Here is a 22,603-nt window from a genome sequence, read left to right as displayed (position 1 = left end):
ATTTATAAGTTGGATTGTGCATCGGACTGTTTAGTTTTCGGGACTATGGAAAGTCCCGAATATTGCACTTTTCGATTCTCGGCGGCACGGCGCAAGGGATAGTTCAAAAAACGGGACTCCGAAGCAGCTACGGCTCACTAGATTGGTATCCACACCCATCTTTTCCGTCCGGAGTGAACCGTATGAACGTTAGGGCCACAGAAGCCGAAGCTGCGCACGCGAGCGCGCAGAGCGAAGGTGAGCGCGTTGTCGCGACACTCGTTGCCCGTGCGCGTGCCGCACAGCGCGAATTCGAGTCTGCGGGGCAGGCGGTGCTCGATGCCGCCGCCGACGCCGCCGCGTGGGCGATCATGGAACCCGCCCGCAACCGGCAACTGGCCGAGCTGGCGGTGCGCGACACCGGTCTCGGCAACGCCAACGACAAGTTCCGCAAGAACTTTCGTAAGACGCTCGGACTATTGCGCGATCTGCGCGGGCAGAAAACCACGGGGGTGATCGAGCGCGATGACGCCACCGGTATCGTCGAGATTGCACGGGCAGTCGGCGTGGTGGCGGCGATCACGCCGTCCACCAATCCGGCGGCCACGCCGATCAACAAGATCGTCAACGCCCTCAAATGCGGCAATGCCGTGATCGTGGCGCCTTCGCCCAAGGGTTATTCGTCGTGCGCGTTGTTGATCGAATTCATTCACGCGCAATTCGCCAAAGTCGGGCTCGCGCCCGAACTCGTCCAGATGCTGCCCGCGCCGATCAGCAAGGCGGCCACCGCCGAACTGATGCGGCAGTGCGATCTGGTCGTGGCGACCGGGTCGCAGGCGAATGTGCGGATGGCTTACGCAAGCGGGACGCCCGCGTTCGGCGTGGGCGCGGGCAACGTGGCGTCGATCGTCACCGCGTCGGCCGATTTGCACGATGCAGCGCACAAGATTGCGCGTTCGAAAACGTTCGACAACGCGACCAGTTGTTCGTCGGAAAACAGTGTGGTCATCGAATCTGCGGTCTACGCGAACATGCTGGCCGAACTGAGCGCCTGCGGCGGCGTGATGCTCGACGCCGCGCAAAAGGCGCAGCTGCAGGCCGCCCTGTGGTCGAACGGCAAGCTGTCGGCACACTGCACCGCACATTCGGCCACATTCATTGCGCGGGCGGCGGGCCTCGACGACATTGCGGCACGTGAGCCCGCATTCCTGATGGTGGAAGAAACCGGCTTCGGCGCTGACTACCCGTTCTCAGGGGAGAAGCTCGCGCCGGTGCTGACCGTCTATCGCGCGAAAACCTTCGATGCCGCTGCCGGCATTGTGCGCGGCATCTACGCGTACATGGGAGCTGGGCACTCGGTCGGCCTGCATTCCACCGACCCCGGGCAGGCGGTGCAACTCGGCTCGACGCTGCCGGTGGCGCGCGTGATCGTGAATCAGGCGCATTGCCTCGCGACCGGCGGCAACTTCGATAACGGCTTGCCATTCTCGCTTTCAATGGGATGCGGAACGTGGGGCCGCAACAATTTTTCGAGCAATCTCAACTTTCATCATTACCTGAATATTACGCGCGTGGCCTATCCGATCGAGGAGCGTGTCCCGGAACTGGACGACGTACTCGGGGATTTCTTCGTGAGGTATGGCAAATGAAGACGCCTCGTACGATTCGCGCCCTGATCGACGCGCGCGCCGCGCAGTTTCCCGACAAGCCGTTCCTGCTGGCGGCCCCTGAATCTCCCGACGAGGGCGGCGCAGCCGCGCATGCCGACGTGTTGACCTTCGCGCAACTGCGCGACGACTGCCGCGCGCTTGAGACGGTCTTTCACGAAGCAGGCTTGCAGGCCGGCGATGTTGTTTCGGTCTTTATGGGCAACGGTATCCATACGGCCAGGCTGCTGCTTGGGGCCATGTACAGCGGGCTCGTTGCCAATCCGCTCAATCTGCTGTGCCAGCCGTCGCAGTTGCGCTATATCGTGGAGCATTCGGACACGCGCATGGTGTTTGTTTCCAGCGATACGCACGCGGCGATGTCGAACGCGATCGAAGGCTTGCGCGAGCAAGGCATTACCCGCACCGTTGCGCTGGTTCGTACCGAGCCCGATGGTGCGGTGGCGCCGGTGCCTGTGCCGGTTTGCGTGGAAGCTGCACTGATGGAAACGACAGGTGGTATTGCCGCGCAAGGGGCGTCGGCAGAGGGTGCGCCCTGTACGCAATCTCCATCTATAAGCGCTTGGGATTCCGAATCGTTACCACACGGAGAACCAGATCAAAACGACGTGGCGCTGCTGATGTACACATCCGGCACCACGGGCGCACCGAAGGGCGTCCTGCTGGACCATCGAAACCTGTTCGCCAATGCGCGCAACATCTCGCACGAACACCGGCTCGGCGCCAGCGACCGGGTTTTTGCCGCCTTGCCGCTTTACCACATCAACGGTCTCGTCGTGACGCTGCTTGCGCCGCTCTTTCATGGCGGCTCGGTGGTCATGGCGCCGCGGTTTTCCGCGCGCACCTACTGGCGCGATGTCACGCGCCACGGTTGCACCTGGATCAACGTGGTGCCGACGATCGTCGCCTATCTGCTCAACAACGACGAACCCTGCACGTTCGACCTGTCGGCGCTGAGGTTCTGCCGCAGTGCGTCGGCGGCGCTACCCGTCGATCATCACCGCGCGTTCGAGGCGCGCTTCGGGGTCGGCATCATCGAAACGATGGGCATGACCGAAACCGCCGCGCCAGTGTTCAGCAATCCATACGATCCAGAGAGCCGAAGAATCGGCAGCATCGGTCTGCCTTCGGGCGGTGAAGCGAAAGTGATCGATCGTGACGGCCGCGAATGCGCGCCCAACGAGTGCGGCGAACTGGTGCTGCGTGGCGAACAGGTCATGCGCGGCTATTACAAGCGCGCTGTGGAAACGCGTGCGGCCTTCACCGCGGACGGCTGGCTGCGCACCGGCGACCTCGGCTATCGCGATAGCGACGGCTACTTCTACATCAACGGCCGTGCGAAGGAATTGATCATCAAGGGCGGCGAAAACATTGCCCCGCGCGAGATCGATGAAGCGCTGCTCAAACACCCCGGCGTGCTGGATGCGGCGGTGGTGGGCGTGCCGGATGCCGCCTACGGGCAGGAGATCGTCGCCTTCATCGTGCCTCGCGTGGATCAGGGGCAGGGGCAAGGCGCGCTCGACATCGCCGATTTGCGCGAACACTGTCTGCGCGAACTGGGCCGCTACAAGACGCCGAAGGAGTTTCGCTTCGTCGCCGAACTGCCCCGTGGACCCTCGGGCAAGGTCCAGCGCCTGAAGCTCGTGCCCACCTGACGGCGCGTTCATCGGCACAGGCCTCGGCACGCCCGGATCGCGCCGGCCAGCTCAGGAGGAGGGCGCGCCGAGTTACGCGTGGCTCACCGCAATACGACGTACGGATCGAACGACCACAGACGCCACCGGCGTCACACAAGAAACACAGGAGACAGCATGCAAACGCACAAGCGGCGCGTGAAGACGCGCCACATCATCCTGGCCGTCATGTGCCTGATGTATTTCATTTCGTACATCGACCGCGTGAACATTGCCGTGGCCGGCCCCATCATCCGCCACGAAATGGGGCTGACGACGGTTCAGCTCGGCCTCGTGTTTTCCGCTTTCGCTTATCCGTACGCGTTCATGCAGGTTATCGGCGGCTGGCTGTCCGACAAGTACGGGCCGAAACTGGTGCTGACGGTGCTATCGCTGATCTGGGGGGCGGCGACGCTCGCCACCGGCTTCGCCGGCAGCGTCGCGATGCTCGTCGCGTTGCGGTTCGCACTTGGCATCGGCGAGGGCGGCGCGTTCCCGACCGCGACGCGTGCCTTTACCTACTGGATGCCGGCGGCGGAGCGCGGTTTCGCTCAGGGCATCACCCATAGCTTCGCCCGCCTCGGCGGCGCGGTCACGCCGCCGCTCGTGCTCGCGGTGGTAGTGGCGGGCGGCTGGCGCGACGCGTTCATCCTGCTCGGCGTGGCGAGCCTCGCGTGGACGGTGCTGTACCTGTGCGTCTTTACGAACTCGCCGGAGCAGAACCGGCGCGTGACGCCCGAGGAAACGGCCGAGATCGGCTACCGCGCCGGCGACTGCGAACGCGCCAAGCGTGCGGCCACGCCGTGGCGCAAACTGATTCGCCGCATGTGGCTCGTCACGTTTGTCGACTTCTGCTACGGCTGGCTGCTGTGGGTCTATCTGACCTGGCTGCCTTCGTACCTGAAGGAAGCCCGCGGCTTCGATCTCAAGCAACTGGCGCTGTTCACGGCGCTGCCGCTGCTCGCGGGCGTGATCGGCGATACGCTGGGCGGCGTTGTCTCGGATCGGCTCTACAAGCGCACCGGCCGCCTGCGCTTTGCACGCTGCGCCGTGCTCGTAACAGGCATGGGTGGTTCGCTCGTATTCCTGCTGCCGATGGTGTTCGCCACCAATCCGCTGATGGCGGTGCTGTTCCTGTCGGCGTCGTTCTTCTTTCTCGAGATCACGAATCCTGTGTTGTGGACCTTGCCGCTCGACATTGGCGGCCGATACGCCGGGACGGCGGGCGGCATGATGAACACGGGCTTCGGCGTGGCCGGCATGATATCGCCCGTGGTGTTCGGCTATCTGATCGAGACAACCGGCAGTTATAACGTGCCGTTCACGATTTCCGCGTGTTTGCTGGGGGTGGGGATCGTGGCCGCGCTGTTCATCGATCCGACGAGAACGGTCGAGGCCGACGAGGAGCGCGAACGGCTCGACGGCAGAGCGCTGGACGGCATGCCCGCGTTTCTCCCGGCGAGCGCCGGGGTGCGGCTGGAGCGGCACCATCTGCGTCGTCCACTGCGCTGGCGCAGATAAGTCGTGCCTGGGCGAGCGGGCCGAGGGAGCCAACGCCAGGTGTCCACTCGCTCGCTCGTCAATGCCGCCCGTTTTTAGCTGGCAGGCGTGAGCTTGCGCAGACGCCAGATGAGGCTTGATGTGTCGTAGCGGTAGCCGCCCAGCGCCTGAACGTCGCCGTAGAACTGATCGACCAGCGCGGTCACGGGCAGCGACACGCCAATGCGCTTCGCTTCGTCGAGGCAGAAACCGAGGTCCTTGCGCATCCAGTCGACAGCGAAGCCGTGATCGAACTTGCCCTCGATCATGGTCTTGCCGCGGTTCTCCATCTGCCAGCTCGCCGCCGCGCCCTTGCCGATCACCTCCAGGACGCGGGTCATATCGAGGCCTGCGTTCTCGCCGAAATGGATCGCTTCGGACAGCCCCTGCACGATGCTGGCGACGCAGATCTGATTGACCATTTTGGCCAGTTGGCCGGCGCCGGTCGGGCCAATCAGCGTGACGGCGGCTGCGTAATGGTGCAGCGTTGCCGCGCAACGCTCGAATGCAGCCGCGTCGCCGCCACACATGATGGTCAGTTTGCCGTTTTGCGCGCCGGACTGGCCGCCTGAAACCGGCGCGTCGATGAAGTGCAAACGCTGCGTGGTTGCGATATCCGCGAGTTCCCGGGCGACGTTCGCCAAGGTGGTGGTGTGATCGACGAAGGGCGTGCCGCGCGCCATGCCCGCAAACGCGCCGTGGTCGCCCAGGGTGATCTCGCGCAGATCGTCGTCGTTACCCACGCAGGCCAGCACCAGTTCGGCGCCGTCCACGGCTTCGCGGGGCGTGTGTGCAGCGCGCCCGCCGTACTCGGCGACCCATTGCTCAGCTTTTTGCGCGGTGCGGTTGTAGACCGTTACATCGAGGCCGGCCTTCGCCAGATGCCCGGCCATCGGATAACCCATGACGCCGAGGCCGAGAAAGGCGACGCGGCGCACGGCGTCGCTCGAAGAGAGGGGGGATGGAGCGTTCATTGGCATTTCTCGTGGCTGGGGAGAGAGAGGGAATCAATTATCTCAGCAGGGCCGTTGAGCGGCTCGGCGCATGATCAGTGACCCGCCGCCGGCCTGGTGCGTTTACCGCTGGTTGGAGCGAGGCCATACCTGTTCGACGTAATTTCCTGCCGGAAGAGTTCAGCGAGCTTGTCCGCCGCAAGCGAAAGCGGCGCGTCGCGTAGCTTCAGGATGCCGAGCTTGAGCGGCGGCAATGCCATCTGTAAAGGCACGCGACTCGCCTGCTGCCCGTACGGTTCCGTATTGAGCATGCCGGCCGGGCACACGAGCAGCGCGTCGCTGCGCGCCATCAGACTCCAGCTGACGCCGAACGTGTTGGTCCGGATGATGCGCGTGGGCAGCGATTGCCGCGTTCGGCGCAGATAGTCGAGCAGATTGCTGTGCTGACTGCCGGGCGAGAGGTTCATGACCCACTTGCAGTCGAGCAATTGCCGCCATTCGGTCGCCTTTTCCAGCGGATGCCCCCGCCGGCATGCCACGATTGTTTCGAGCGTCTGCAGCGGTTCGAAATCGAACTCGACGCTGACCTCCTCTTCGGCGGGCGCGGCAACGGCGAAATCGATCGAGCCATCGCGCAGTGCATGGAGCACGTGAGGCATCAGGCCTTCCTCGAAGGTGAGCTCCGCGAGGGGCATGCTTTTGCGAAAGCGTTCGATCACGTCGGGCAGCACGCCGAGGAACACCATGGGCGTGACCGCCGTCGAAACGTGGCTGCGCTTGCCGCCCAGAATCTGCTGGATGTCCTGGCGTGCCAGCGCCAGCTGAGATTGCGCCAGGCGCGCGCGCACCGTGAGTTGATGGCCGCACTCGGTCAGCGTCACGCCGCGCGAACTGCGCATGATCAGCGGCGCATCGAGGTCCTGTTCGAGTTCCCGCACGGCCTTGGTGACGGCGGCCTGACTCAGATGCAGATGGCGTGCCGCGCCGCGGATACTGCCCGTTTCCACGAGAGCAAGCCAGGCTTTCAGGTAATGGTCTTTCATGTCTCGTTCGCCTTGTTTCAACGCCTTGCGCGTGACAACGCAGGGTTGTCTCCGTCAATAATTTATCGTCTTCTGATCCGAATTTTATCTGAGTACGCTGTCACGGCTTCCGCACCGGCCGGGCCGCCGCGTCACGCACATGCGTGGCGAGGTGGCCCGGCTCACGTCATTCTATAGAGGTATCCTAATGAACAAGAAGACCTTCGCTGACTGGCAGGACAAAGCCGCTACCCTCGCAATCGAGGGGCGTGCATTCATTAACGGCGCACTGAGCCATGCGTGCGACGGCAAGACTTTTCTATGCGCAAGCCCGATCGACGGCCGCGAGCTCGCGCGGGTGGCGGATTGCGGCGAGGCCGACATCGACGCGGCCGTTGCCGCCGCTCGCCGCGCGTTCGACGAAGGAGTGTGGGCGGGTTTGAATCCGCGCGAGCGTAAAGCTGTGCTGCTTCGCTGGGCGGCCTTGATGCACGAGCATCTCGAGGAACTCGCCTTGCTGGAAACGCTCGATTCGGGCAAGCCGATCGGCGACACGACCATGATCGACGTGCCGGCCGCGGCACACTGTGTGGCGTGGTACGCGGAGGCGATCGACAAGGTGGGCGGCGAGGTTGTGCCCGCCGATCAGCACCTCGTCGGTCTCGTGACGCGCGAGCCGATGGGCGTTGTGGCCGCCGTCGTGCCGTGGAATTTCCCGCTGCTGATGGCGGCATGGAAGTTTGGCCCCGCGCTCGCCGCGGGTAACAGCGTCGTGCTCAAGCCCTCGGAGAAATCGCCGCTTACGGCGATTCGCATCGCGCAGCTCGCGCATGAGGCGGGGTTGCCGCCTGGGGTATTCAACGTCGTGCCGGGCGGTGCCGAGCCGGGCAGGCTGCTGGCGGCGCATGGCGATGTTGACTGTATTGCGTTCACCGGCTCGACACGGACCGGCAAGCTCATCATGCAGCAGGCCGCGCAATCCAACCTGAAGCGCGTCTGGCTCGAACTGGGCGGCAAGTCGCCCAATATCGTGCTGCCCGATTGTCCGGATCTCGATCGCGCGGCCAAAGCGGCTGCCGACGCGATCTTCTTCAACATGGGTGAGATGTGTACGGCCGGTTCGCGCCTGCTCGTGCATCGCGACATCAAGGGCGTGTTCATGGAGAAGCTGCTTGAGGCGGCACGTTCCTATGCGCCGGGACATCCGCTCGACCCTGGCGTGACGATGGGCGCGATTGTCGACCGGATCCAGCTGGACCGGGTGCTGGAGTACATCGAAGCTGGCCGGAAAGAGGGCAAGCTCGTTACTGGCGGGTCGCGGGTCAAGGAGGAGACGGGCGGCTTCTACATCGAGCCGACGGTGTTCGAAGTGAGTCCGGACGCCGGGATCGCACGCGAGGAAATCTTCGGGCCGGTGCTGTCGGTGATCGTGTTCGACACGGTCGACGAGGCCGTGCAAATCGCCAACGACACCGAATACGGACTCGCCGCCGCCGTCTGGTCCGCCGACGTGACCACCGCGCACGAGGTGGCAAGGCGCCTGCGCGCGGGCACCGTCTGGGTGAACTGCTACAACGAAGGTGGCGGCGACATGAGCTTCCCCTTCGGCGGTTACGGGCAGTCCGGCAATGGGCGCGACAAGTCGCTGCACGCGCTGGAGAAATACACCGAGCTGAAGTCGACGGTCATCCGGCTGCGCTAGCCACGCATGATGTGCGCGATTGCTCCTTACACGCTCGCCGTGCGTGCTGACGAACACTCGCGCTTATTACGGCAATTTACCCGCGCCTACACAAAACCCACGAAAGAGACTGGCGCGCGCGAACACCGCTGTCCCGTGTTCCAGGGACAGACATCGTATTTTTCGGGCGATAGAGTGTGTCATGCAATGGACCAGTAGCGAGATTTCATACCAGCTTTGCCTATCCGCCGCGATCGCGCGCCAGGGCACCGCTGAAACACACTATCAGGAGACTTCGTTATGCGTACCCGTTTTCGTCGTCATGCCATCTCCATCGCGGCGCTTGCTGTAACCGCCGGTCTCACGCCCATCGCGAACCCGTCGGCATATGCCGCGGATACCGAGCTGAACATCTATAACTGGTCCGAGTACATCGCGAAGGACACCGTGCCGAACTTCGAGAAGCTGACCGGCATCAAGGTGCACTACGACAGCTACGACAGCGACGACACCCTGCAGACCAAACTGCTCGCCGGCAGCTCGGGCTATGACATCGTCGTGCCGACGTCGAACTTCATGTCGAGACAGATCCAGGCCGGCGTGTATCAGAAGCTCGACAAGTCGAAGATTCCGAACCTCGCGAACCTCGATCCCGCGCTGATGAGCAAGATCGCCGACGGCGATCCGGGCAACCAGTATGGCGTGCCTTGGGCATGGGGGACGGATGGCCTGGGCTACAACGTCCAGGCGGTCAAAAAGCGTCTTGGCGAGAACGCGCCGCTCGACAGTTGGGCGCTGCTGTTCAATCCGGAGAACGTATCGAAACTGAAGGGATGCGGCGTGTCGGTTCTCGACGCCCCGGACGACGTGTTTGGCGCCGCGATGCAGTACATGGGCCTCGACGAGAACAGCAAGAATGCGGCCGATTATCAGGCCGCCTACGAGGTGCTGAAGAAAATCCGTCCGTACATCACACAGTTCAACTCGACCGCTTACGCAGACGACCTCGCGAACAACGACGTGTGCCTCGCGCTTGGCTGGTCGGGCGATGTGGGCCTGGCGCGCCGGCGCACACTGGATGCGAAGCGCTCGTACGAGATCCGGTTCTCGAACCCGAAGGAAGGTGGCGCGGTGTGGTTCGACGTCATGGCGGTGCCGAAAGACGCGCCGCATCCGGAGGCTGCGATGAAGTGGATCAACTACATCCAGGATCCGAAGGTGAACGCCGCGATCACGAACGAGATTTACTATCCGACCGCGAACAAGCCCGCGCGCGCGCTCGTGAACCCGGCGATCGCGCAGGACCCCAACGTCTATCTCCCCGACGACGTGCTGCGCAGGATGACGTTGGCGAAGGCGCATACACCTGAAATCTCACGCCTTTTGAACCGCTTGTGGTTGCAACTCAAGTCGGGCGGCTGAAAGGGGAAGTGCGTGACATCTGACGCAGGCGTGCATCGCAGGGTGCCGCCGCCTGCCTGAGATCTGGGTCTGTTTGCGCTGGCACGAGGCCGTGCATGAGGTGAGCAGGCGCTGCAATTCAAGCGTCCGCTAATGCCACAAATAAAACGGCAATTGCGCAGACAGTAAAGTTAGTTTAACTAAATAAATTATATTTTTCCGAGAATGGAAAAACCCGTTATCGACACGCGCGAAATGCGCGGTGTTTCGCGCAGTGGCCATGGCAATCCGAATGAGTTCGTCCGTATCGAGAACGTCGTCAAAAAGTTCGGCGACAGCGTCGCCGTCGACGATGTCAGCCTGAGCATCGCCAGGAACGAGCTGTTCGCGCTGCTCGGCAGTTCCGGCTGCGGCAAGTCCACGTTACTGCGCATGCTGGCCGGCCTCGAGACGGTTACGTCCGGACGCATTTTCGTCGACGGCGAAGATCTTGCGACGCTGCCGCCGTACCACCGCCCATCAACATGATGTTTCAGTCGTATGCGCTGTTCCCGCATATGAGTGTCGAGGCGAATATTGCATTCGGGCTGAAGCAGGAGGGAACGCCTGCCAACGAGATTCACGAACGCGTTGCCGGCGCACTCGAACTCGTGCAAATGAGCGGGTACGCGCAGCGAAAACCCCATCAACTCTCGGGTGGGCAGCAGCAACGCGTGGCGCTGGCCCGCTCGCTCGTGAAGCGTCCCAAGCTGCTCCTGCTCGATGAGCCGATGTCCGCGCTCGACAAGAAGATACGCCGTCAGACCCAACTGGAGCTTGTCAACATCATCGAGAGAGTCGGCGTGACCTGCGTGATGGTGACGCACGACCAGGAGGAGGCGATGACGATGGCTGGCCGCCTCGCTGTAATGAGCGAAGGCGGCATCGTGCAGATCGGTTCGCCCAGCGAAGTCTACGAGTACCCCAACAGCCGTTTCAGTGCCGGGTTCATCGGTTCGACCAATCTGTTCGAAGGGACCGTGGTCGAGGACGAACCCGATCACATCGTCGTGGAAAGCGAGGAGCTCGAAAATCTCCTGTACATCAGTCACGGCGTGACGGGACCGATTGGCATGCCCGTAGGCATTTCCGTGCGGCCAGAGCGGGTGCGCGTCTCGCACGCAAGACCGGAGGCGCTCCACAACTGGGCGCGCGGCGTGGTCACGGACATCGCCTACATGGGCAGCTATTCGCTCTATCACGTGCGGCTTCCGGGCGGAAAGACCGTGGTGTCGAATCTCGACAGCGCCAGCCTGATGAAGGAGGACGCTCCTGCCTGGAACGACGAGGTGTTCGTTTCGTGGTCGAGCGCGAGCAGCGTGGTGGTGACGCAATGAATCCGTCCGCCAACCGCGCCATTGCCGCGAACGAAGCCTCGCGCCGCGCTGGCCTCGCCGTCGCGTTGAGACGCTCTGCCGCCAGGTTGCTGCCTTCGGGCCGCAACGCGGTCATCGGCATCCCGTTCCTGTGGCTCTTCGTGTTCTTCGCGTTGCCGTTTGTGCTGGTGCTGAAAATCAGCTTCGCCGATCTGCGCCTGGGCATTCCGCCGTACACGGATCTTGTGACGGTCAAGGACGGCATGGTGCACTTCGCCATGCAGCTCAGTCACTACGCGTTCCTGCTGCAGGACGACCTGTACATCGCCACCTACATCAGCTCGCTCAAGACGGCGGCGATTTCAACCGTCCTGTGTCTCGTGATCGGCTATCCCATCAGCTACTACATTGCGCGTTCGGCGCCCGCCACCCGCAACCTGCTGATGATGGCCGTGATGCTGCCGTTCTGGACGTCGTTCCTGATTCGTGTCTATGCGTGGGTCGGCATTCTCAAGGACGACGGCCTGCTCAATCACGCACTCATGGTGATCGGTCTGATTCATACGCCTTTGCGCCTTTATCACAGCAATGCGGGCGTGTATATCGGCATGGTCTATTCGTATCTCCCGTTCATGGTGATGCCGCTTTACGCGCATCTCGTGAAGATGGACCTCACGCTGCTTGAAGCCGCGTACGACCTCGGCGCAAAACCGTGGGTGGCGTTCACGCGTATCACGTTGCCGCTGTCGAAGAACGGAATCATCGCAGGCAGCCTGCTCGTGTATATCCCCGCGGTGGGCGAGTACGTGATCCCCGAACTGCTCGGCGGCGCCGACACGTTGATGCTGGGCCGCGTGATGTGGGATGAGTTCTTCAACAACATGGACTGGCCGATGGCCTCCGCCGTTACCGTGGCGATGGTGATGCTGCTCCTTCTGCCCATGGCGGTATTTCAGTACTACCAGGTCAAGGAAATGGAGGAGGCGCAATGATCAAGCCGAACCGAATTCTTTCAACCAGCATCCTCACGGTCGGATTTCTGTTTCTCTATATCCCGATCGTCAGCCTCGTCGTCTATTCGTTTAACGAATCGAAGCTCGTCACCGTCTGGTCGGGCTTCTCGCTGAAATGGTACGGCGTCCTGATGCACGATGCCGAGTTGCTGACGGCCGCCTGGTTGTCGCTGAAGATCGCCTTGATGACCGCAAGCGCGTCAGTCGTGCTCGGTACGTGGGCGGGGTTCGTGCTCGCGCGCATGGGGCGCTTTCGCGGGTTCACGTTCTTCACCGCAATGATCAATGCGCCGCTCGTGATCCCCGAAGTGATTCAGGGTATCTCGCTGCTGCTGCTTTTCGTGACCACGCAGCAGTTGTTCGGATGGCCCGCCGGGCGCGGCTTGCTGACGATCTGGATCGGTCACGTGATGTTGTGCGTGTCCTTCGTCGCCATCATCGTGCAATCGCGCGTGAAGGAGCTGGACCGCTCCCTTGAGGAGGCCGCGCTCGATCTCGGCGCGACACCCCTCAAGGTGTTCTTCGCGATCACGCTGCCGCTGATCGCGCAGGCACTGGTCTCTGGCTGGTTGCTTTCGTTCACCGTTTCGATCGACGACGTGATCCTGTCCGCGTTCCTCTCCGGGCCGGGCTGGACCACGCTGCCGCTCGTCGTGTTCTCGCGTGTCCGAATGGGGCTGAATCCGGAAATGAATGCGATCGCCACGATGTTCATCACCGTCGTGACGATCGGCGTGGTGGCCGCCAATCGCGTGATACTGGCGCGCGAACGCCGCCTTGCGCGGGACGTTCACATCGCCGGGAGCCAAGCCGAAAAGCAAGCCGATCCCCCCAGGCCGTCAGTCGTTCGGCCAACCTCCGCGCAACCGGGCGGCGAGGCAGCACGTCGCCGCGCGATCTGATTTTTACCCTCTCGCCGAAATACCCCAATAACAAATGACTCGGAGAACTTTCATGACGAAGAAGTTGATTTGCCTGCTGGTGGCGGGGACTCTGCCAGGGCTTGCCGCGGCGAACGCGACCAGCGACCAGATCAAGGCGATGCAGGCCCAGCTGGACGCGATGCAAAAAGAAGTGAAGGCGCTCAAGTCCGAGCTCGCGGCGAAACCTGCGGCGAAGAGTCAGTCCGTTGCCAAGGCGCCCGCTGTGGCGCCTGTAGTGGCGCCGGTAGTTGATGTCACGTCGCCCGGCTATGGCACCGCGCCCGCGCGGCTGACGAACGACGAAGTGACGCAGATGAAGCAGCAGATGGCGAACCAGCAACTCAAGGTGGATTCGCTCACGGACGCGGCCACCACCGGGCCGATCGCGGGCCTGTCGATCACCGGCTACATCGATCCGACCTACATCTACAACCGTGCGGCGGGCACGTCGTCGTTCCTCTTCGCGAACCACGATAACGCCTACAACTATTTCAACAGCACGTTCGGCGACGTGTATCTCGACATCAAGAAGACCTTCGGCGTGGGGCCGACGGCGCCGTCTGCGGAAATCACGCTGATGCCCAATCGCGGCGCCGGCATGTACTTGATGAACGAGCATAGCAACAGCGGGTTCAATATTCTGAACACAGCGGTCGCGACCGTGCCGCTGACCAACACAACCTCGGTCGTGGCGGGTCTCATGCCGGCGCTTGGCGGCTATGAGGGCCAGCCTTCGAACCTGATGTTGACCCTCACGCACAACATGCTCTATGACTTCTCGGATCCGGGCAGCTATATCGGCGCGGGCGTCAACTACCTGGGTGATCACTGGGCCTGGAAGTTCCTGCTTGGCAATGAGCAGCTCCGCACGAACGGCGCCGTCACACAGACCGGCGTGAACGCGCTGGGCGATCCGATCACGACGAGCAACAAGATGCCAACCTTCAGTGCGCGGGTCGACTACCTGCATGGCAGTCAACTCGATATCGGCGGCTCGTTCAACATCGGGCGGCAAACGCTGCCTAGCGGTCTTGATCCGGCGACGGGCACCGTGGTCTACGGTTCCGGGGGCCAGGCCCCGAGCGCCTATGGCACCTTTTATTTCACCGAGATGGATGCAACCTACCAGCTGGCCGACGTGCAGTACAACGCCGAGCTCGACTACGGCCAGCAACAGCACGCGGCCTTCAATGGCGGGCTCGCGCAGTGGTACGGCTTGTCATTGCTCGCGCACCGCAAGTTCACGATGCCGGTGGTCGGCCATATGGGCGTGACGGCCCGATACGACCTGCTCGTCGACAGCAAGAACGGCGGCGGTGGGGGCGGCATCGGCCTCAACGGCAACGGCATGGATCCGTATAACGGCTTTGGCATCGACTCGAACTGTCTCTCGAACTCGAAGGCCAACGGCGGGGCCGGCTTCGAGTGCAAGGGCGCGACACGCCAGGACGTCGCGCTCGACCTGTTGTTCTTTCCGACCCAGCAAATCATCGTGAAGGTCGAATACCGGCACGACTGGGCCAACAACAGAGTATTCCTGCGTGACGACGGTTCGTACTCGAAATCGAACGACCTGCTCGCGGCGCAATTCATCTACTCGTTCTAACGAATGGCCGGCGGTGCCCGCTTAAGGGGCGCCGCTGCCATTCTTCAACTCACGTTTTTCGCCCATGCTCAAATTCGCGTATCAGCCGCACGTTCCTTCGTATTACGCAGCCACCGCCAACGATTCCACACGTCATCCGTCGCTTCAGGGGGCGATCTCCGCCGACGTGTGCGTCATCGGCGGTGGGCTCACCGGCATCTCAACGGCGCTGAACCTCGCCGAACGCGACTATTCGGTCGTCGTGCTTGAAGCCTCGAAGATCGGCTGGGGTGCCAGCGGACGCAATGGCGGCCAGCTGATCGGCGGCTATGCGTGCGGGATCGACACGTTTGCGCAATACATGCCGCGCGAAGATGTTCAGCGCGTCTGGACCATGGGCCTCGAATCGGCCGGGATGGTTCGGGAACGGGTGCAGAAGCATGGCATCGACTGCGACCTGACCAGTGGTTTTCTGACCGCCGCGAACAAGCCACGTCACGCCGACGAATTGCGCGCGTGGCGCGACGAAGCGGCATCGCGCTTCGACTATCACGGGTACCGCTATGTCGAGCGCGGCCAACTGTCCGGCTTCGTCGATTCGGACCGGTACGTCGGTGGCCTTTACGACGATAACAGCGGCCACCTGCATCCGCTCAACTACACGCTGGGGCTCGCTCGCGCGGCGCATGAAGCGGGCGTCTACATCTACGAGGCCACCTGCGCGTCGTCGGTGGAAAAAACGGCCCATGGGCACCGGGTCACGTGCGAGCACGGGCATGTCGACGCACGTTACGTGGTGCTCGCATGCAACGCCTATCTCGGCAGTCTTGCGCCTGCGCTCGCCCGCAAGATCATGCCGGCGGGGACCTTCGTGATCGCCACCGAGCCGCTCGACGAGGCGAGGGCGCAGGCGCTATTGCCGACGAACGCGGCAGTCTGCGACACCAAGTTCCCACTCGACTATTTTCGTTTCTCGAAGGACCGCCGACTGCTCTGGGGCGGCAAGGCGAGCCCTTCCACGCGCATGCCGGCGAGGCTCGTCGAGGCAATGCGTGGCGACATGCTGAAGACCTTTCCGCAACTCGCCGACATGAAGATCGACTACGCGTGGGGCGGCTTTGTCGATATCACGATGAACCGTGCGCCGCATTTCGGCCGGATCGAGCCGACCGTGTATTTCGCGCAGGGCTTCTCAGGACATGGGGTGAACGTGACAGGGCTCGCGGGTTTGTTGATCGCGGAGGCAATCGATGCCCAAGCCGCGCGCTTCGACCTGTTCGAGAAGATCCGGCATCGCGACTTCCCGGGAGGGCGTATGTTGCGCGCGCCGATGCTCGCGTTGGCAATGGCCTGGAACACGATGCGCGACGCACATTGAGCGCACAAGACACCTAACTGTGGGCGCGCACCCAGACGCGCCGGAACATTCTCGAACACTCAATTGACGGAGGCCGATCGTGGCAGACATCTCGAACATCGTTGAATTCAGCAAGGAAGAAGGCGAACTGATCCAGTATCGCGTGCCGCGCGGGAAGCTGTTGTCGGGCAATCCCATGCAGATCTTGACGCATCGCTTCATCAGCCCGTGCGGACGATTTAGCTGCGGTACGTGGGAGAGCACCGCGGGGCATTGGGAGGTGGAATACGACGAAGAGGAATACTGCGAAATCTTGAGCGGTACGTCCGTGGTCCGCGACCGGGCAGGGCAAGAAAAGGTGTTTCGCGCGGGCGACCGGTTTGTGATCCCGTGCGGATTTTCTGGCACGTGGGAGGTGGTGGAGTCGTGCCGCAAGATCTACGTATCGCATGCGCCGCGTGCGGATGCTTCATCCGGGCCGTTTTCGACCGACAACAACGCACAGTAACGGGGATTGCCTCGGTACATGGACGACAAGCGGCTCCGCCGGGGGTGACAACCTCCGGTGGGCTCCTTGAAGAAAAGATCGTCTTTTACGATCACGCGGGCCCGGTTAGCCTGTTTCCAGCGTGGCGGCGATCGAGCGTCCCACGGATTCAATCGACATAAAAAGCATGGAGGAGCACAAGTGAACCAGGAATTGTGGCGCCTGAGCGCAACTGAAATGGCGGCTCTCGTCGCGCGCCGCGACGTCTCGTCGACGGAGCTTGTTCAAAGCAGCCTGAAGCGGATGGAGGAAGTCAATCCGCACATCAACGCGATTGTCGACGTGCTCGCTGACAGCGCCCTCGAGGCCGCCGCGGCAGCCGACGCCGCCATCGGTCGCGGCGAAACGCCGGGCGTGCTGCACGGTGTACCGGTCACGGTGAAGGTGAACGTCGACATGGCGGGTTTTGCGACCACCAACGGCGTCACCGCATTCAAGGACCTCATTGCGCACGACGACAGCCCGGTCGTGGCGAATCTGCGAAAGGCAGGTGCCGTCATTATCGGGCGCAGCAATGCGCCGGCGTTTTCGTACCGGTGGTTTACCGACAACGATCTCTATGGCAGAACGCTGAACCTCTGGGATGCCGGTCTGACGCCAGGCGGGTCCAGCGGCGGCGCCGCGGCCGCTGTGGCAGCGGGCATTGGCGCGATCGCGCATGGCAACGACCTCGGCGGATCGATTCGGTATCCTGCCTATGCATGCGGTGTGGCGGGGCTGCGCCCCACCACGGGCCGCGTTCCTGCCTACAATTCGACGCAAAGCCGCGACCGGACGCTAGCGGTCCAGCTCGCCTCGGTTCAGGGTCCGCTTGCACGCACCGTCGGTGACCTGCGGCTTGCGTTGGCGGCCATGGAAGCGCCGGATCAGCGCGATGTCTGGTGGATGCCGGTTCCGCCGACCGGCAACGAGGCGCCGTTTCCCACACGTGTCGCCGTCTGCGCACGGCTGCCGGGCATTCCCACTGACGACGTCGTCGTCAAGGCCATCCACCAGGCAGCACGCTGGCTGGAAGACGCCGGCTGTGTGGTCGAGGAGGTGGTGCCGCCGCGCTTCGAGGAAGCGTGCGAGCTGTGGTTGAAGCTGGTCACCAATGAATCGCTGAGCGGGCTCGAAGAGACCATTCAGGCTTACGGCGACGAAGCGCTTCGCACCGCATTCGGCAGTCAGCGGCGCATCGCACCGCCGCTCGATATGACCGGCTACATGAACGGTCTCTCGCAACGCACCGGATTGCTGCGCGAATGGCAGGCTTTCTTCGAGCGCTATCCGCTGCTGTTGATGCCGGTCTCCTGTCAGCGCCCGTTCGCAATCGATGCGGATCAGAACGGCGACGCCGCGATGCGCCGCATCCTCGAGGCGCAGGGTCCGCTGCTCGCAACGGCCGTTCTCGGCTTGCCGGGTCTCTCCGTGCCGACGCCCGTTCGCGAAGGGGTGCCGGCAGGCGTGCAAATCGTTGCCGGCCGTTTTGGCGAGGCGCTCTGCCTCGCGGCAGGCGAGGCGATCGAGGCGCGCGCCGGCGTCTTTACGCCGATCGATCCGGTCAACGATACGGCCCATCGCGCGGGATGACGCGATGATGAAGGTCCTGATCGGCCTGGGGTTGCCCTATATCGGCGTTCTGGGGCTCCTGCCCTGGATCGCCTCCACGGATGTCGACGTGGTGGGCGTGCCCCTCATCTACGCCTGGATGTTCCTCTGGTTCGGACTGACATCCGTCTGTCTGTTCATCTGCTGGCATTGCTTCGACAGGCGTGCCGGCGACGCCGCTTCACCCGATGCCTGATTAGACGGGAGCACCTGCATGTCAACCGTGGTATTCGCCGGCTTCATCCTTTTTTCGTTTGTCCTCGCGTTGCGCTCGCGGCAGGGCGTGGGCGCGCAGAGCGTCCACGACTTCTTCGTCGCGTCGCGCCAGTTCGGCACGTTTCTCGTATTTTTCCTCGCTGCAGGGGAGATCTACAGCGTGGCGACCATGGTGGGCTTTGCAGGCGGGATCTATGCCAAAGGACCGACCTACGGCATCTGGTTCCTTGGCTATATTCTGCTCGCCTATCCTTTGGGCTATTTCCTCGGGCCGGAAATCTGGGAGGCGGGCAAGCGCTTCAATGCGATCACGCTGCCGGATCTGTTCAAGGGACATTTTCAGAGCCGCACCCTGGAGGTCGTTGTCGCGCTGACCTCCATCCTGTTTCTGCTGCCGATGGCGCAACTGCAGTTCACCGGACTGGTGGCGGCGTTCCGTGGCCTCGGATGGCAATTCGAACCGCTCCATCTGGTTACGATCGCGGCCGTGCTAGCGTTCGCCTATATCATGATCGCGGGTATCCGGTCGTCTGCCTATGTCGCAGTGCTGACGGATATCCTGATGGTCGTGGCTATCGTGGTGACCGGTCTTGCCGTCGCGCAACGCGTCGGCGTGACAACGGTGTTCCACGAGGCGGGCCTGCAGGTCAGCAACCGGATGAACGCTGAACAGTTGCGGTTCGCGATGAGCACGATCCTGTTCCAGTCGCTGGGCTTCATGGCAATGCCGTTCGGTGTGCAGATATACTTTACAGCGAAGAGCGGCAACACCATCCGGCGCACCCAGATCGCCATGCCGCTGTACATGCTGATGTATCCGTTTCTGGTCGTGGCTTCGTACTACGCGATCAGCCAGCACTATCACCTGAATTCGGCGAACGAGGCGTTCTTCGTCGCGGCGAACGACTTGCTGCCTTCGTGGCTCCTCGGACTCGTCGCCGCGGCAGCGGCACTCTCCGGGTTGCTCGTCCTGACCGGCATGTGTCTCGCGATCGGGCCGATTGTGAGTCGCAATCTGTTGCCGACGCTGTCGGGGCAACGGCAAAAAAACGGCCGCGAAAATAGTGATCGTGCTCTATCTCGCCGCTTCGATCGTCATGACGTCGGCAACACCGACTCTGATGCTCACGCTGTTCAACACGACGTATTACGGCGTGGGCCAGTTCTTTCCGGGGTTGATCGCGGTGCTGTTCTCGCTGCGCGTCAAACCGGTCGCGGTCACGGCCGGTATTCTCGTCGGGCAAGGCCTCGCCGTCGCCTTATATCTTGGCAAGTTCAGCCTGGGTGGCATCAATCCTGGTTTGCCTTGCCTGATCGCCAATGTCGTGACTGTCGCGGCAATCCATTATTTGCTGCGCGCAACGGGAACGCGCACGGTGAGCCACGACATCAATTCGCGTGCAGGCTCTGCTCGCGAAGCGGAACACTCCTGACGAAAGACGCCAGCAATTGCCTGCGCGACGCGATTTCGAGTTTTGCGAAAGCGCGTTTCGCGTAGGTTTCCACCGTTGAAGGCTTCACACCCATCGAGACCGCGACGGCCTGAGTCGTCATGCCCTGAATGAAGGCGGAGCACACCGTTGCTTCGCGCGACGTCAATTTCGCGCGCGATTGCCCGAGCCATTGGGCAACCAGGCTGTCGGGAATTCCGCTGGTTCCTGTGTCTGTCGAGATGGCGCCGGCCAGCCGCTTATGCAATGCGGCGAGCGGTAAAACAAGGGTGGCGAGGTGTTTCACGATGCTCAATTCCTTGAGCGAAAACGGTGGAAGCCGCCGTGTGCGACACACCGACATTCCATACGTCATGTCCTGCAAGGCACTGCCCACGACGCATTCGTCGTGAATGTCCCCGATATCGTAGAACGCACGCCTGAGTTCGGCGTCGACCCGTTGCGCGGACACCTGGAGCAACTGCACTTCCTTGCCGTATCCGCCTTCTCCGAAGGTCGGGTCGTCGTTCGCGTAGCTGCGGTAATAGAGCTCCATCGTCTGCTGGATCAACTCCGGATTCTTGCCGAAGCTGCCTATCCAGCCGACGCGGCGGCCTCTCGGCGAGCTCTGATCGTAATCGAGATGCAGTGCGTCGAAATCGACGAATCGCACGAGGCCCTCGTACAGCGTGGGGAGAAATTGGGCGGAGCCGACAGCTTCCACGGCGGGACCCAGAGCCTCTGTCGTGAGAGCGAGCTGGTTCAGGAGGATGTCGGTGGAGGATTGGGCTGTCTTCATGGAGTCCATTTGTTTCAGGGCACGGCTGACACTAGATGTACCACGACAAAACCCCCGCACCTATGCTGGAAAGCCCTGTTTTGGCGGGAATGCGTCGGCGTTCTTGTCCCGTCTTTCGGGGACAGACAGGGCATGCCTCTATCGCTAGAGTCGGAGTGCGATGGATGACTGAATAATGGAGAACGAGATGCTTTCACCGAGGACATACTCGCAGCAGACTCATGATGCGCAGCGTTACCAGAACTGCACATTGCGCAACGGCGTGGTGTACACCGGCGGCGCAAAGCCGCGCTGCGTCGACTGCGTTGTCATTCGGGACGGGCGCATTGCGTGGCTCGGCGCTTATTCGGATTGCCCTCGCGCGTTCGGGGATCACGAGACGATCGATCTGCGCGGCCGCATGATCGTGCCGTCGTTTACCGATTCTCACGCGCACCCCGCGGAAGGCTTTCAGTTAACCTGCGACGGGGATCTTGGCGCGGCGGATTCGTTCGAGGCCATCGCGCAAGCGGTGCGCCGCTGCGCGCGCGAGCATCCTGAGCGGAGCTGGGTGATGGCCGGCAATGTGTCGCTCGAAGCCATGGGATCGAAGCTGCACCGCGAGGCGCTCGACACGTTCGTTGCCGACCGTCCGCTGATGCTGATCGGTCACGACGTCCACTCGGGTTGCGTGAACAGCGCCGCACTGCGCGCGCTGGGTGTGGATGCCGCGACGCCCGACCCCGAAGGCGGCATCTACGAGCGCGATGGGAGCGGCGAGCCCACCGGCGTCGTACACGAGGCGGCGCTGTATGCGATGTTTCGCCATCTGCCGCAAATGAGTCCGGCGGAATCGGTGCTGGCGCTTAAAAAAGCGCAACAGCAGGCGCATCGGTTCGGCATTACGGGGTGGTTCGAGGCCATGGCCGGGCAACGGCTCGTGGATGCCTATGCGAGCGCGCGCGATGCCGGGGAATTGAAAGCAAACGTGAGCCTCGGCTTGCTGGTGTCGCCGAATCTGCCGCTCGGCTCGCAGATCGACAAGCTCTGCGAATGGCGAGCGGCATACCATGGCGGGCGTCTGCGGCTGCATACCGCGAAGATCTTTATCGACGGCGTGATCGAAAGTCATACCGGCGCGCTGCTCGAACCCTATGCGGACGTCGCGCATAGCGGCAACGCGCACTGGACGCCGCGGCAGTTGCGCGAGGCGGTGTTCACCGCCGACGCCGAGGGCTTCGATCTGCACTTCCACACGATTGGCGATCGCGCCGTGCGTATGGCGCTCGACGTGCTCGCCGCGCTGAAGCGCGAGCGCCCCAGCCGCGAGAGTCGCCCGCAACTCGCGCACGTGCAGATGATCGATGAGGCCGATGTCGCACGGTTCGCGCAAGTCGACGCGATCGCCTCGGTTCAGGGCGTCTGGGCCGATGTCTCGCCGGACCTGCTGGCGCTTTACCGGCAACGTGTCGGCCATGCGCGCATCGCGCGGCAGTATGTGTTCGGCGATCTGGTTCGGGCCGGAGTGAGGCTCTCCGGCGGCTCGGACTGGCCCGTCTCGACGCCAAATCCAATGGTCGCGATGGAGCACGCGGTACGCCGCGCGCGCGCCGGCCAGCCGGACGCGCCCGTGTTTCTCCCGGAGCAGCGCGTCAGCCTCGATGTGATGATGCAGGCGTACACCCATCACTCCGCCTTCAGTCTGCGTTTCGACGATCAGGCCGGGCACATCGCAACCGGCCGGCCCGCGTCGCTCGCGGTGTTGTCGCATGACCTCCGTGCGGTGGAGCCGCATCGGCTGGCGGAGGTGGAGGTGGAACTGACGCTGTTCGAAGGCGAGGCCGTGTATGGCGGTCTCGATTGAGTAACAGGCGACGGGTTCGCCCGGAAGATT

General features: G+C 62.8%; 17 protein-coding genes and 2 pseudogenes. 16 read left to right on the top strand and 3 right to left on the bottom strand.

Going from position 1 to position 22,603, the window contains the following annotated elements; all coding sequences use genetic code 11:
* Nucleotides 1–182 precede the first annotated feature (182 nt).
* The 3 genes from sauS (at nt 183) to B0G76_RS29850 (ending at nt 4,840) form a co-directional block, all read left to right on the top strand.
* The gene (sauS, locus tag B0G76_RS29860) at nt 183–1,628 is read left to right on the top strand and encodes an acylating sulfoacetaldehyde dehydrogenase (protein ID WP_120295659.1); all 1,446 of its coding nucleotides are present in this window, start codon (nt 183–185) and stop codon (nt 1,626–1,628) included.
* On the top strand, nt 1,625–3,301 hold the full coding sequence (locus B0G76_RS29855; protein WP_120295658.1) for an AMP-binding protein: 1,677 nt from the start codon (nt 1,625–1,627) through the stop codon (nt 3,299–3,301). The genes sauS and B0G76_RS29855 overlap by 4 nt, the downstream gene beginning before the upstream one ends.
* Before the next feature lie 156 nt (nt 3,302–3,457).
* Nucleotides 3,458–4,840, top strand: coding sequence for an MFS transporter (locus B0G76_RS29850; protein WP_120295657.1), 1,383 nt, complete (start codon nt 3,458–3,460; stop codon nt 4,838–4,840).
* 74 nt (nt 4,841–4,914) lie between these two features.
* On the opposite strand, the gene B0G76_RS29845 is transcribed toward B0G76_RS29850, so the two are convergent.
* Nucleotides 4,915–5,838 carry an NAD(P)-dependent oxidoreductase gene (locus B0G76_RS29845; protein WP_409076736.1) on the bottom strand — a complete coding sequence of 308 codons (924 nt, stop codon included), beginning with the start codon at nt 5,836–5,838 and terminating at the stop codon, nt 4,915–4,917.
* A 68-nt stretch (nt 5,839–5,906) separates the two neighbouring features.
* Nucleotides 5,907–6,854 carry a LysR substrate-binding domain-containing protein gene (locus B0G76_RS29840; protein WP_120295655.1) on the bottom strand — a complete coding sequence of 316 codons (948 nt, stop codon included), beginning with the start codon at nt 6,852–6,854 and terminating at the stop codon, nt 5,907–5,909.
* A gap of 187 nt (nt 6,855–7,041) precedes the next feature.
* On the opposite strand from B0G76_RS29840, the gene B0G76_RS29835 reads away from it, so the two are divergent.
* The 12 genes and pseudogenes from B0G76_RS29835 (at nt 7,042) to B0G76_RS29785 (ending at nt 19,934) form a co-directional block, all read left to right on the top strand.
* On the top strand, nt 7,042–8,535 hold the full coding sequence (locus B0G76_RS29835; protein ID WP_120295654.1) for an aldehyde dehydrogenase: 1,494 nt from the start codon (nt 7,042–7,044) through the stop codon (nt 8,533–8,535).
* A 279-nt stretch (nt 8,536–8,814) separates the two neighbouring features.
* Nucleotides 8,815–9,936: a polyamine ABC transporter substrate-binding protein gene (locus tag B0G76_RS29830; protein WP_120295653.1), complete on the top strand. Its 1,122-nt coding sequence runs from the start codon at nt 8,815–8,817 to the stop codon at nt 9,934–9,936.
* 204 nt (nt 9,937–10,140) lie between these two features.
* A pseudogene (locus B0G76_RS44970) lies at nt 10,141–10,628 on the top strand (ABC transporter ATP-binding protein); the annotation flags it as partial.
* Nucleotides 10,629–10,685: 57 nt separating this feature from the next.
* A complete protein-coding gene (locus B0G76_RS44965) occupies nt 10,686–11,291 on the top strand; it encodes a TOBE domain-containing protein (RefSeq protein ID WP_409076770.1) in 606 nt (201 codons plus the stop codon).
* Nucleotides 11,288–12,262 (top strand): ABC transporter permease subunit, encoded by a 975-nt coding sequence (locus tag B0G76_RS29820; RefSeq protein ID WP_120295652.1) that lies wholly within the window; start codon nt 11,288–11,290, stop codon nt 12,260–12,262. The genes B0G76_RS44965 and B0G76_RS29820 overlap by 4 nt, the downstream gene beginning before the upstream one ends.
* Complete coding sequence (locus tag B0G76_RS29815) at nt 12,259–13,185, top strand: ABC transporter permease subunit (RefSeq protein ID WP_120295651.1); 927 nt, start codon at nt 12,259–12,261, stop codon at nt 13,183–13,185. The genes B0G76_RS29820 and B0G76_RS29815 overlap by 4 nt, the downstream gene beginning before the upstream one ends.
* A gap of 52 nt (nt 13,186–13,237) precedes the next feature.
* Nucleotides 13,238–14,812: a DUF3138 family protein gene (locus B0G76_RS29810; protein ID WP_120295650.1), complete on the top strand. Its 1,575-nt coding sequence runs from the start codon at nt 13,238–13,240 to the stop codon at nt 14,810–14,812.
* A gap of 64 nt (nt 14,813–14,876) precedes the next feature.
* Nucleotides 14,877–16,169 carry an FAD-binding oxidoreductase gene (locus B0G76_RS29805; RefSeq protein ID WP_120295649.1) on the top strand — a complete coding sequence of 431 codons (1,293 nt, stop codon included), beginning with the start codon at nt 14,877–14,879 and terminating at the stop codon, nt 16,167–16,169.
* 79 nt (nt 16,170–16,248) lie between these two features.
* The gene (locus B0G76_RS29800; RefSeq protein WP_220700781.1) at nt 16,249–16,656 is read left to right on the top strand and encodes a cupin domain-containing protein; all 408 of its coding nucleotides are present in this window, start codon (nt 16,249–16,251) and stop codon (nt 16,654–16,656) included.
* Nucleotides 16,657–16,836: 180 nt separating this feature from the next.
* The gene (locus B0G76_RS29795) at nt 16,837–18,267 is read left to right on the top strand and encodes an amidase family protein (RefSeq protein ID WP_120295648.1); all 1,431 of its coding nucleotides are present in this window, start codon (nt 16,837–16,839) and stop codon (nt 18,265–18,267) included.
* Between the two features lie 4 nt (nt 18,268–18,271).
* Nucleotides 18,272–18,481 carry a DUF3311 domain-containing protein gene (locus B0G76_RS29790; protein WP_120295647.1) on the top strand — a complete coding sequence of 70 codons (210 nt, stop codon included), beginning with the start codon at nt 18,272–18,274 and terminating at the stop codon, nt 18,479–18,481.
* Nucleotides 18,482–18,499: 18 nt separating this feature from the next.
* Nucleotides 18,500–19,934, top strand: a pseudogene (locus B0G76_RS29785) (sodium:solute symporter).
* Here the strand turns inward: B0G76_RS29785 and B0G76_RS29780 are convergent.
* A complete protein-coding gene (locus tag B0G76_RS29780) occupies nt 19,891–20,730 on the bottom strand; it encodes a helix-turn-helix transcriptional regulator (RefSeq protein ID WP_120296911.1) in 840 nt (279 codons plus the stop codon). The pseudogene B0G76_RS29785 and the gene B0G76_RS29780 sit on opposite strands and share 44 nt — an antisense overlap.
* A gap of 187 nt (nt 20,731–20,917) precedes the next feature.
* On the opposite strand from B0G76_RS29780, the gene B0G76_RS29775 reads away from it, so the two are divergent.
* Complete coding sequence (locus B0G76_RS29775; protein WP_183082173.1) at nt 20,918–22,573, top strand: amidohydrolase; 1,656 nt, start codon at nt 20,918–20,920, stop codon at nt 22,571–22,573.
* Nucleotides 22,574–22,603: the final 30 nt, after the last annotated feature.

It is taken from the genome of Paraburkholderia sp. BL23I1N1, assembly GCF_003610295.1.
Lineage (GTDB): Bacteria > Pseudomonadota > Gammaproteobacteria > Burkholderiales > Burkholderiaceae > Paraburkholderia.
This window is presented reverse-complemented; position numbering and strand designations above follow the sequence as displayed.

Coding starts and splice junctions, on each gene's coding strand:
- B0G76_RS29815 (WP_120295651.1), top strand. CDS start 12,259: ATGATCAAGCCGAACCGAATTCTTTCAACCAGCATCCTCACGGTCGGA.
- B0G76_RS29805 (WP_120295649.1), top strand. CDS start 14,877: ATGCTCAAATTCGCGTATCAGCCGCACGTTCCTTCGTATTACGCAGCC.
- B0G76_RS29835 (WP_120295654.1), top strand. CDS start 7,042: ATGAACAAGAAGACCTTCGCTGACTGGCAGGACAAAGCCGCTACCCTC.
- B0G76_RS29790 (WP_120295647.1), top strand. CDS start 18,272: ATGATGAAGGTCCTGATCGGCCTGGGGTTGCCCTATATCGGCGTTCTG.
- B0G76_RS29830 (WP_120295653.1), top strand. CDS start 8,815: ATGCGTACCCGTTTTCGTCGTCATGCCATCTCCATCGCGGCGCTTGCT.
- B0G76_RS29775 (WP_183082173.1), top strand. CDS start 20,918: ATGCTTTCACCGAGGACATACTCGCAGCAGACTCATGATGCGCAGCGT.
- B0G76_RS29855 (WP_120295658.1), top strand. CDS start 1,625: ATGAAGACGCCTCGTACGATTCGCGCCCTGATCGACGCGCGCGCCGCG.
- B0G76_RS29850 (WP_120295657.1), top strand. CDS start 3,458: ATGCAAACGCACAAGCGGCGCGTGAAGACGCGCCACATCATCCTGGCC.
- B0G76_RS44965 (WP_409076770.1), top strand. CDS start 10,686: ATGTCCGCGCTCGACAAGAAGATACGCCGTCAGACCCAACTGGAGCTT.
- B0G76_RS29845 (WP_409076736.1), bottom strand. CDS start 5,838: ATGCCAATGAACGCTCCATCCCCCCTCTCTTCGAGCGACGCCGTGCGC.
- B0G76_RS29810 (WP_120295650.1), top strand. CDS start 13,238: ATGACGAAGAAGTTGATTTGCCTGCTGGTGGCGGGGACTCTGCCAGGG.
- B0G76_RS29820 (WP_120295652.1), top strand. CDS start 11,288: ATGAATCCGTCCGCCAACCGCGCCATTGCCGCGAACGAAGCCTCGCGC.
- sauS (WP_120295659.1), top strand. CDS start 183: ATGAACGTTAGGGCCACAGAAGCCGAAGCTGCGCACGCGAGCGCGCAG.
- B0G76_RS29840 (WP_120295655.1), bottom strand. CDS start 6,854: ATGAAAGACCATTACCTGAAAGCCTGGCTTGCTCTCGTGGAAACGGGC.
- B0G76_RS29780 (WP_120296911.1), bottom strand. CDS start 20,730: ATGAAGACAGCCCAATCCTCCACCGACATCCTCCTGAACCAGCTCGCT.